Annotated in this window: 1 protein-coding gene; it reads left to right on the top strand. The window is 63.4% G+C overall.

Annotated elements, in window-relative coordinates; genetic code table 11:
- A partial coding sequence (locus tag NBZ85_RS31615; RefSeq protein ID WP_261563480.1) for a sensor histidine kinase occupies window positions 1-636 on the top strand: 636 nt, incomplete at both ends.

Consider the following 636-nt stretch of genomic DNA (forward strand, 5'->3'; position numbering starts at 1 on the left):
GCTGAGCTCCTGCAGATCATTGCGGAGGGGCAGAACAGCCACTGGGAGGGGCTCGTATCTCTCATGGTGGCGGACGGTAGCATCAAGCAGGCGATCTGTGGCGTGACTTTGGTGCGTGGGATCGATGGCACACGCGCCTTCACCCATCTGAGCGACATCACGGAACGCGAGCAGACGCGGGCGCAGCTGCTCGAAGCCAGGGAGGAACTCTCGCGCGCGAACAGGGCGCTCACCGTTGGAGCGTTGTCCATGTCGCTGGTCCATGACCTGGGGCAGCCGATCAGCTCGATCGCGATGGACGCGACCGTCGGTCAACGATCGCTCAGCAGGACGCCAATCGATTCCGCAACCGCAAGCAAGGCACTCGACCGCGTGGCCTCCTCGGCGCGCCGGGCGGCGGACCTTCTTCATCGAACACGCGAACAGGCAGTTCGTCGCGAGCGGTCGGTGGAATCCACCGATCTGTGCGAGGTCGTTCGCGTCAGTACTGGCCTGCTGGAACACGAGATACGGCTGCAGGGATGTAGCGTATCCCTCGACATCGGGGACCAGCCAACGCCGGTGATGGCGGACAAGGTCGAGCTGCAGCAGGTGATGATCAACCTGATCCTAAACGCACTGTCAGCTAGCCGGGAC

It is taken from the genome of Frankia tisae, from assembly GCF_025403405.1.
Classification (GTDB): Bacteria; Actinomycetota; Actinomycetes; order Frankiales; family Frankiaceae; genus Frankia; species Frankia tisai.